Annotated in this window: 12 protein-coding genes and 1 pseudogene; 8 read left to right on the top strand and 5 right to left on the bottom strand. The window is 51.3% G+C overall.

Annotated elements, in window-relative coordinates:
* Positions 1 to 216: pseudogene (locus tag GKO01_RS16425) on the bottom strand (hypothetical protein); the annotation flags it as partial.
* A 251-nt stretch (positions 217 to 467) separates the two neighbouring features.
* Between GKO01_RS16425 and GKO01_RS15230 the strand changes: the two are divergent.
* Together GKO01_RS15230 and GKO01_RS15225 are read left to right on the top strand one after the other, a co-directional pair.
* Positions 468 to 953, top strand: a complete 486-nt coding sequence (locus tag GKO01_RS15230) for a helix-turn-helix domain-containing protein (RefSeq protein WP_099287738.1) — start codon at positions 468 to 470, stop codon at positions 951 to 953.
* A 289-nt stretch (positions 954 to 1,242) separates the two neighbouring features.
* A complete protein-coding gene (locus tag GKO01_RS15225) occupies positions 1,243 to 1,776 on the top strand; it encodes a hypothetical protein (RefSeq protein ID WP_099287737.1) in 534 nt (177 codons plus the stop codon).
* A 3-nt stretch (positions 1,777 to 1,779) separates the two neighbouring features.
* Here GKO01_RS15225 and GKO01_RS15220 read toward each other — a convergent pair whose 3' ends face one another.
* The 3 genes from GKO01_RS15220 to GKO01_RS15210 are packed head-to-tail and all read right to left on the bottom strand — an operon-like array spanning position 1,780 to position 3,270.
* Complete coding sequence (locus GKO01_RS15220; protein WP_244901511.1) at positions 1,780 to 2,724, bottom strand: site-specific integrase; 945 nt, start codon at positions 2,722 to 2,724, stop codon at positions 1,780 to 1,782.
* Between the two features lie 7 nt (positions 2,725 to 2,731).
* Positions 2,732 to 3,037 carry a type II toxin-antitoxin system PemK/MazF family toxin gene (locus tag GKO01_RS15215; RefSeq protein WP_456303736.1) on the bottom strand — a complete coding sequence of 102 codons (306 nt, stop codon included), beginning with the start codon at positions 3,035 to 3,037 and terminating at the stop codon, positions 2,732 to 2,734.
* Between the two features lie 14 nt (positions 3,038 to 3,051).
* Complete coding sequence (locus GKO01_RS15210; protein WP_099287735.1) at positions 3,052 to 3,270, bottom strand: antitoxin MazE family protein; 219 nt, start codon at positions 3,268 to 3,270, stop codon at positions 3,052 to 3,054.
* Between the two features lie 620 nt (positions 3,271 to 3,890).
* Here GKO01_RS15210 and GKO01_RS15200 point away from each other — a divergent pair.
* The 4 genes from GKO01_RS15200 (at position 3,891) to GKO01_RS15180 (ending at position 5,442) form a co-directional block, all read left to right on the top strand.
* Positions 3,891 to 4,070: a type II toxin-antitoxin system HicA family toxin gene (locus GKO01_RS15200; RefSeq protein ID WP_011251576.1), complete on the top strand. Its 180-nt coding sequence runs from the start codon at positions 3,891 to 3,893 to the stop codon at positions 4,068 to 4,070.
* 10 nt (positions 4,071 to 4,080) lie between these two features.
* Positions 4,081 to 4,500, top strand: a complete 420-nt coding sequence (locus GKO01_RS15195; protein ID WP_099287733.1) for a type II toxin-antitoxin system HicB family antitoxin — start codon at positions 4,081 to 4,083, stop codon at positions 4,498 to 4,500.
* 262 nt (positions 4,501 to 4,762) lie between these two features.
* Positions 4,763 to 5,092 carry an SMR family transporter gene (locus GKO01_RS15185; protein WP_062105601.1) on the top strand — a complete coding sequence of 110 codons (330 nt, stop codon included), beginning with the start codon at positions 4,763 to 4,765 and terminating at the stop codon, positions 5,090 to 5,092.
* Between the two features lie 20 nt (positions 5,093 to 5,112).
* On the top strand, positions 5,113 to 5,442 hold the full coding sequence (locus GKO01_RS15180; RefSeq protein ID WP_099287732.1) for a hypothetical protein: 330 nt from the start codon (positions 5,113 to 5,115) through the stop codon (positions 5,440 to 5,442).
* A 314-nt stretch (positions 5,443 to 5,756) separates the two neighbouring features.
* Here the strand turns inward: GKO01_RS15180 and GKO01_RS15175 are convergent, their stop codons facing one another.
* Positions 5,757 to 7,907 carry a Hint domain-containing protein gene (locus tag GKO01_RS15175; protein ID WP_099287731.1) on the bottom strand — a complete coding sequence of 717 codons (2,151 nt, stop codon included), beginning with the start codon at positions 7,905 to 7,907 and terminating at the stop codon, positions 5,757 to 5,759.
* A 406-nt stretch (positions 7,908 to 8,313) separates the two neighbouring features.
* Between GKO01_RS15175 and GKO01_RS16600 the strand changes: the two genes are divergently transcribed.
* Positions 8,314 to 8,499 (top strand): transposase, encoded by a 186-nt coding sequence (locus GKO01_RS16600; protein ID WP_218017457.1) that lies wholly within the window; start codon positions 8,314 to 8,316, stop codon positions 8,497 to 8,499.
* 143 nt (positions 8,500 to 8,642) lie between these two features.
* Positions 8,643 to 9,059 (top strand): transposase (locus tag GKO01_RS16200; RefSeq protein WP_218017456.1); only part of this gene is annotated, 417 nt, incomplete at its 3' end.

Here is a 9,059-nt window from a genome sequence, read left to right as displayed (position 1 = left end):
TGCCGATGTAGCTAACTCATGGGTGAGCGTGGTTGCGCCCGATCCGCCTTTCAGCTTGGAAATGACCACGATCTTTCCGGGTGAAAGGGTGATAATAGTTTCGGGTTTTTCATTATACTCCGCCGAGCCGTGGCGAGTAAGGCCATAAGCGGTGTTAGAACCTGTCTCAAAAAGCGACAGGGCTCTGAGGCTGTTCGTCTGGCTATGGCTGTGCAAAACTATCTAGCAAACGTCTTACAGCATCGCTGGACAATCGATATTCAACCGAGCAGTATGTCTCGAAACGATGAAGGGGACAGCCCGGCAAGGCTATCCCCTTCGAAACTCGCTGTTGCGCGGCGAGGCAGATGCAAAAGCGACTAAGCCCGCTTAGGCATCCGATGTATAGATAATAGACGTGGCCGGTGTTGGTTTCAATGTCTGATTAGCTGTACGGGGAAGTGTCTCGCCTGAGAAGGATCACAGGCATGACCTCTTTCGCTTCCCAGATCTGGACCCTGACCCAAGCCCGTCAGATCACCGCCAGGACACATCTCGTCCTTCAGGCCCTTGCCAGTTTCGAAGGGCATCGCGGCCTCTTTCCGTCTCACGAAAGCATTGCCGCCCGCGCAGGATGCAGCGTCAGGACCGTGATCCGGGCGCTGGAGACAGCGTACAGCCTTGGTTTGGTGGAACGGACCCGCCAGCGCATGCGGCGCTCAGGGCGCGTTGTAAATGGTCCCAACCGCTACCGATTGATCCTGGTTAGCCTGGAACAAGCCAAGGCTGCTGCAGCCCATGCAACACAACGCCTCAAAGAGGCTCTTGCCCGCCGAAAATTCAGATTTTCTTCTAACTGCCAAAACGACAGCGAACTCTATTTTCAAAGAAATATTTTCTTTGAAAAGCCACGCTCTAAAAATGACTGGCTCGACCTAATAGCCTCCTGGTCCCCGTCCCCATCGACGAGTTAACGTTCCACGCCAGGATTTCCCCTCAGACGTACGTTCAAAAGGCTCAAGGCGAAGGAGATATTCGAAAGGCTATTCCTTTCATCTCGGCCCGACTTGGCCCTAAACGGCCCGAGACGGCCTCAGTCAGCCCGAAACCTTAAGAGTTCTCTCTGAGACCGTTTAGGGCCAAGTCGGGCCGTCTCGGACAAAAAACCAACAGGCAAGATGTGTCACCCTAGCTAGGGTGACAGCCTTACTCGCATTTCATGCTCGACCGGATATAAGCTCAGGCTTGAAACGAAGAGGATCTATGGCCGAGCAAACAGAAAATCTGACCTATCGTCAGTTAGCTGACCGGCTTGGACTGTCCCTTGAAGCTGCACGCGCGCGCGTTCGTCGCGGCGGCTGGCTCAAGATCACGGACAATCATGGCATTGTCCGTGTTTCTGTTCCCGTCTTGGCCCTGAACAAGCCCCCTGAACAGACTGAACACGTAGCCCCTAACGTTCAGGGTGAACGTACACCCGAACACAATGAGATGTTTCCCCCGGACAATACGGCCTTGTCCACCCTACGAGACATGATGGGTCTTCTCCAGAATGAACTGAATGAAAGACGCCAAGAAGTCTCAGATTACCGGGAAGAAAACGCAGTTCTTAAGGAACAAAACGCCCAGCTCAGGGAGAAGATCTCACGGATCGAGGGTGAACGCGTACACCCTACGTACCCCCCGTACGTTCACCCTGTACAAAAGCCAGTGTTCACCCTGAACGTACCCCCTGAACAGACTCAGACGTACGGGGGGTACGGTCGCCGTCGCTGGTGGTGGTGGCCGTTCAGCTAGTGATTACAGGAAGCGGTGTCCGGCATGGGCCTTCAGCAGCGAGGCACGCCGGACATAGCTCCGCAGTACGTCAAGGTTCTGATGTCGCGAGGTTTCGGCGATCAGCAGCGCATCGGCACCGGCCTCGGCTCCCGAGGTGATGAACCCCGCCCGCAGCGAATGCCCCGAGAAGCGCTCCGGATCGAGCCCCACAGCTTCGGCCGCTGTCTTGATGATCCGGGCCACCGACCTGTCCGAGAGTGACCCGCCGACCCGGCCATGCCGGTCTACGGACCGGAACAACAGACCGGACGTGATTCCGGCCGCCTCGCACCAGACCGAGACATGCTCCAGTGCCCGAATGGTGGAACCGTTCAGAATCCCGATCGTCTGACCGGCCCCGTCCGGATCGGTCTTGCTGCGTCGGAGCGTAAGGAATGCGCCACCGTCCTGCGGTACAAGGTCCCCGACCTCCAGGATCACCAGCTCAGACCGCCGCAACGCTCCGGCGAAGCCTAGGGCTAGAAGTGCCCGATTGCGCCGACCGATCAGGGTGTCGGGTTGGACATCCAGCATCCGGCGCAACAGCTCAACGGTCGCGGGCGCTTTCCGGGTTGGGGCGGTGCCAAGCGTGCGTCGCATGCCCCGGAGCGCGTCTTGGACGATGCGGGAGCGGCTGAAGCTCTCGAACCCGGCCAGTTCATGCGCGCAGGACACGGCGGCCACCCCACGGGACAGGGTCGCGGCTTTGCGGCCCTGCTCCAGACGCGACGCGATCCAGGCGGAAACGGTTTCAGGCTGGGCGGGGAGCGCCGTGACGTCCTGGGTGAGGCACCAGGCGACGAAGGCGGCCCAATCGGTGCGATAAGCGCGCAATGTCGCGGGAGAGCGGGCGGCCAGAACCAGACGGTCAGAGGCGTCCTGAAGAGCCGGTGGGATCGTCTCGAAGACAAGCGGTTGTAAGGTCACGGGCCTTTCAGGCCAGACCGAGAAACAGCGCCAGGGCGCGATTAACAGAGAGCATGACGGTATCGCTGGCGCTCCCGAAGGTGGGGCCAATCTTGTCTCGGGAGACCGTGCTGGGCTTGTCGATCATCACCTGGGACGTTTTGCGCAGCCCGTTCCGCTCGTCTGGGGGCACCGACAGGCGGAGCAAGGGCGCGTCTATGACGGTGCTGGTGACAGGGAGAACGGTTACGGATGCTGTCATTGCGAAGCGGTCAGCCTGAACGATCAGAGCGGGCCGTGGTTTGCCCAGATCACCCTGGAGAGCAACGGTCACGAAGTCTCCCCGGTTCATACGTCCCACCCGTCGAGATCGCTGGCGGCGGTCTCGAGAAAGGACATCAGTGCGGGATCGTGCTGCTCGGCCTCGGCCACCAGACGGGCCTGGCGTTGGCATTCCGCATCAAAGCCCGGTGTGCGTGTATCGGGCACCCAGATCTGGACGGGGCGCAGACCGGCTTTGCGGAGGGCGTCACGGCGTTTCTGGACGCGAATGGCAACAGGGGTCATGGCGTTTTCTCCTCTCGTTACATGTAACAGAAAAGAGCTCTGATTTCATGAAAACGTTTTTGGCTTCTTGTGCCCTTCTTTCTGGTGTCTTGGAGCACTGTTTCAACTACCCAGCCGCTCAGACACACTCCCCCCCCCCGCACCAACGGTGCAATGGTCTATGAAGGCGCTTTTCCTAACGTAGACGGCTATGCAGTCGTTACCGATGCGCGAAGCGATACGGCAACCGATATGCTTGACGGCGCTGTGACGAGCAATCGAGGCCTCTTCGAGACGGGTGCGAGGCCTGAACGAGACAAGTACGAGGCTTATATGAGGCAGAAGCGAGGCGACTTTGAACCGTTCAAACAGCTCTCTTCATAGACCATTGCACCGTTGGTGCGGGAGAGGTGTGCCAATCTGTTAGACCTTTCCCCTTTCTGAATGAAAGGGTGCGGTTACTAACGCTACCCTTTGTGGAGAGCGATGAGCTCTTGTTCGAAAACGTACGCCAAGAAATCGCCTGGCAGGAAAAGCATCGGAAGACAGGCATCACCTGTGACCATGACCACAAGGCGTTCGAGGGATGGCAGAAGCCGGTTTTTGTTGAACAGAACTCCTGTCGTGTGTATGATGTGTAAATGAAAAGCGCCGTTCTGATCCGAGAGCTGGAAAAAGCAGGCTGGACGCTGGATCGCGTGCGCGGTTCACACAATGTCTTCAAACATCCATCCCGGCCGGGGATCGTGGTCGTGCCTCATCCCAAGAAGGATCTAGGCATCGGACTGGTCGCCGCCATCCGCAAGCAGGCAGGTCTCTAGGAGGATTATCATGCGCTATCCGGTTGTTATCGAACGGGGCAGCGAGACAACGGCTTTCGGCGTTGTCTTTCCTGACCTTCCCGGCTGCTTTTCGGCAGGCGACACACTCGACGAAGCTATTTCCAACGCGGAAGAAGCCGCGGCGGCATGGATTGACGCCACACTGGACGCGGGAGAAGCGGTTCCCTCTCCCAGCACCCTCGACGCCATCCAGAGCAACCCGGACTATCAGGGCTGGACCGTCGGTATTGTTACCATTGATCCGGCCATCCTCGATGACCGGGTGGAGCGGGCGAACATCTCCCTTCCACGGCGGGTTCTGGAACGGCTGGACGCTCTCGCCAGAGCCTCCCGCGAAAGCCGATCGGGTATGATTGCGGCCATGACCCTACAGGCGAAACTCACGCCTGACGCCGTTCGTAAGCGCTGACAACGATCTGAACGCTGACATTCTGGTCCCTGACCTGATGGCTGGAATTTTTGGTACGCGGGCCTTCATGGTGATTCAGGCAGGGAAAACACTGTCTGCCGTGAAGTCTACCGCCGCCAGGCGGAATGGCGCGAAGGGCGGACGGCCGAAGAAGGTGGCGTGAGGCCTCTTATACGCTTCCTGATGTCTGAGAATGGGCATTCTCAGACATCAGGAAGGGAGTTAGCTTTCTTCCTGAAGCGCTCCGGCTCATTATGACGCCATGAGTTACCTCTATCTCGGCATCGCCATCTTTGCAGAAATCGTCGCAACCTCGCTTCTGAAGGCTTCCGAGGGATTCACACGCTTCGTCCCGACAGTCATTCTCGGTGTCGGATATCTCGTCGCCTTCTACTGCCTTTCGATGGCCCTCAAAGAGATTCCAACCGGCATTGCGTACGCGATCTGGTCGGGAGTGGGCATTGTGCTTGTCGCCGTGATCGCCTGGATCTTTCAGGGTCAGAGACTTGATCTCCCAGCCATGATCGGCATGGGTTTGATCATTGTAGGCGTTCTGGTGATGAACCTCTTCTCAACGACAACCGGGCATTAACCCTGATTTTGGAGCGCTTCATGAGCAATCGTTTGGCCGTATTTTCTGCCTTGTGCCCTCTTCTCTTTCCGATCTGCGCTTTTGCACAAAGCTCCCAGGACTGGCTGCCAGAGTCTGGTGTCAAATCCCCCTACAGTCCGCTTGCCGTTCCGACGGAACTCCATCCGGTCATGGTGTCTCTGAGCAGTCTGCTCAAAACAGGCTACCGGATCACCACAACCACAAACTACGCCGGATCCGGAGCTCTCTTCACGCTGGAGAAGCGTGGTCAGACCATTCTCTGTGTCCTGACCCCTCCCAATCCGCAAACAGACCAGAATGTTCCAACCTCACGCTGCTGGTCTTTATGAAGACCAGAAACAAGTTTGGGTATTCCCGAACATTAGAATGTGGGTCTGAGCCCCGCCTAAGCGCACCAGACCCAGTATTCCTCCAGATGATAGTCGTTGGTATTACGTGGCTTTTCCTACCTGAGATTATTTATCATACGTTTTTGAAAAAATCTCACTGCTCTCTGTGCGACTTGTTCGCAGAAGAAAAAAATAGCCGTTTTCCATATCTTAATGGTATGAAAAACGGCTAAAATCTGTAAATTCTATAATAGAATTATTGAATTTACAGAAATATCAAAATAATTATCGTTTATATATACGCATACTTAGTATTATAGGCGATATACCTTGAAAAAAGACCCATCAATATCTTTAGCTGTATCTGTTGTCAGATACGGACCCATTTTTCTGATCTTGATGACGAGCAAAGCATCAGCATTTGTATTTCGCTCTCCAAGAGGTAGCAAAGCATTTCCAGACGTCCAACGGCAGTCTTCCCACTCTAGAGTGTTCCATCCGTTCAAATCTTTATCCGTTAAATGAGTATTAATATTCCGGGATTTCCCATTCTCGAATAAACTAATGTCACAAACAGCTACACCAAAATAACGACGATCATCTACAAATGGACCAATGACATCACTAGGGCGGCTGGCACGCGAGACGATACGTACGGACTGTACATCCGAGGGAATTACAAATGTAATATGTCCATTATGTTCACGAACGGGACGAATACAAAGTTCGCTGTTAGTCAAAAGATGAAGATCCGCTTCCTCTGTCAATTCAGGTTTTGATGTTCTCTGTAGAATGTTTGAAGAAATTGCACGATCTTCCGTATTCTGAAATAAAGGCTCTACAAATCCTCTTGAAACATCTAGAGGGGATGCAGCATCGTCCCAAGTTAACTGTCGGCATGGAATTAGTGAAATTACGTTACCTTCTTCGTAGAAAGAACGATGATTTGAAGTATTAAGATAACTTTCAGTGAGTATTCCGTCAGCCATTATTACTGAGTGTTTAGCTGTCTCAATATGATAATATTCATAGGATTTTATGGATTTATCGAAAAATACAGAACGATTATTAACAAGCATACGCGCTGGAACAAATTTTCCATTTAAGAGCAAGCAGTGTTCTGCTGTGATCAGCATATCCTTTGAGGGCACACCGTCTGCTATAGCACCCTTCAGAATTCGAATAGGATAACCCGCTAGATCATCAGAAAGGTGGGTCTGGACATCACAATGTGATTGAGTAGTCCACACGACCTGTCTAATTTCTTCTACTCCGTTCACATACGCGATAATATTATCTCCAGGGGAAATATCTTCAACAGGAATATCTCCATCTGGAGTTCTGATGAGGCTCTCAGAAAGAAAACAGGGGTCAAATAATCCAGGCTTACTAATGGTTAAGGTTTCGTTTACAATATAAGGGTTTGATATAGAGCCTCCACCAGAAACGCTTATACTGCTTATATTATCACCCGCAGTAAATGCGCTTCCATTTAGTGTTCCTGAGGTTTTTGTAGATATATATGATTCTGTATAAGAATCATTCACTGAAGATCCACCAGAATAAATTCTGGTGACTACTGATTCATATTCATTATCTAAAGATATTCCTCCAGATGAAATATTTAAATAACCATTTGCCGTATATGATGACTCTATAGTTCCGCCAGCAGACACCGTTACAGTCCCATTTGTTGAACTATATTTTGCTACAGATATCAAACCCGAAACAACGGCTCCACTACTAATTTTCAAACTAGCATTCCATAAATTAACTGGACCTTCATAAGTATATTTTCCGCTAGTGTATACGGTAATACCATCTCCATTTAGGGTAGCAACCCATGTTCCTCCAGAAAGGACAGGATGGTTGTTTGAAAAACTAGGAATAGTTACCGAGTTTGAATTTCCATTATATATTGCTCCTGCAGAAATTGTTACATTATCATTAATAATTGTTGGATTTGATATAGAAGCTCCATTATATACCTTCAAACTACTTCCATTGGTTCCTCCGGTAAATGATGTTCCATTTAATGAACCAGATGTAGTTGCTGTTGTATACGATTCTGTATAAGAATCATTTACTGAAGATCCACCAGATGAAACAATAGCAACTACTGATTCATAATAATTATCGAATGAAGAACCGCCAGAAAGAACTTGTAACTTACCATCGGCCATATAAGAAGACTCTACAATTCCTCCAGAAGATATAGTTATAGTTCCAGCGCTTGTTTTATATGTTCCAACATCCACCAATCCAGAAACAACAGCTCCAGATGTTACTATTAGATTGGCGTTCCATATATTAACTGGCCCAGTATATGTTACTGATCCACTAACATATACTGTTTCTCCATCAGAATTTAATTGAGCCGTCCACGTTCCACTTTCAAGATTAAAATTGTTATTTGAAATATTTGGTGGAATTAGTGATCCAGATGAGATAGTATTTTCGACCATCGATATTATCCAAATTGATAATTGAAACTAATTTTTATATTTACAATAATCTTACTGTAATTTTCATCAAAAATAATTTTTTCTTTCTTATTTTCGATGATGTGATTTTTTCATATAAACAATTTTATTTCGTAGAGACTGTTTGGAAATTTCTATCCAAGACCGTAAGGTTCGCCACATGGCGTAAGGATGAAACATAAAACTGTTCGGAAATAGCCGATCTGGCAGTTAAGACTCTTCTGGAAAGCTTACACTTGAAAGTGAAAAGTAATTTCCAAAAAGCCTCTTAGAACCCACCTAGGTCACGTTGACAAAAGGTCTTTACGATCATCCTGAGATCTGAATCACCGGTTTCTTGGACGAAGGCGATAAGGTGGAGCGGGGATGGCACGGGGTGATCTGACGGATCAGGACTGGGCAGATAATTGGTCTGCTTCTGCCGCCTGAGCGCGGACGTTGGGCTCAACCAGCTGGAGACAACCGCTGGTTTCTCAATAGTATGCTATATGTCCTGCGCATCGGTTGTCCGTGGTGGGACATGCATGAACGCTACGGCAAATGGAACTCGGTCTATGTCCGGTTCCGACGTTGAGCTGAACAGGGTGCCTGGGATGCTCTTTTATAGACGCTGGTAGATCTGGGGCAGACCGATAACTGGCAACATATGGTCGACAGCACCGTAGTCCGTGCCCATTCATAGGCTACGGGTGCAAAAGGGGGGCTCATTCGGAGGCTTTGGGTCGATCACGCGGCGGCTTTACGAGAAAAATCTATGCCCGATGTGACAATCAGGGACGCCCTCTGGGCTTTGCTCTTACCGGAGGCCAGGTCTCGGACTACAAGGCCACAGACGCCCTGATGAAGCTGTCTGTCCCGACCCCCAAAGCTATGCTGGCTGATCGAGGCTATGACAGTGACAGCTTCCGCCTTGACCTGCTGCTCCGCGGTATCCTGCCGGTTATTCCATCACGCAAAGGCCGCAACCGTGTCCTTTATGAGTTTTCTCAATCTCGCTGCCGCGAGGCTCTGGATCAGATCTTTTGTCAACGTGTCCTGGGACCCGCTTCCGGCTTTTCTGCCGTCCTACGGTTCCACCAGTTCGTCAGGCTGCCTTGCGCGTCGAGGTCAATGATTGCGACTGACGAACTGTCT

The sequence above is a fragment of the Gluconobacter kondonii genome (assembly GCF_002723995.1).
In the GTDB taxonomy this organism is placed as follows: Bacteria; Pseudomonadota; Alphaproteobacteria; order Acetobacterales; family Acetobacteraceae; genus Gluconobacter; species Gluconobacter kondonii.
This window is presented reverse-complemented; position numbering and strand designations above follow the sequence as displayed.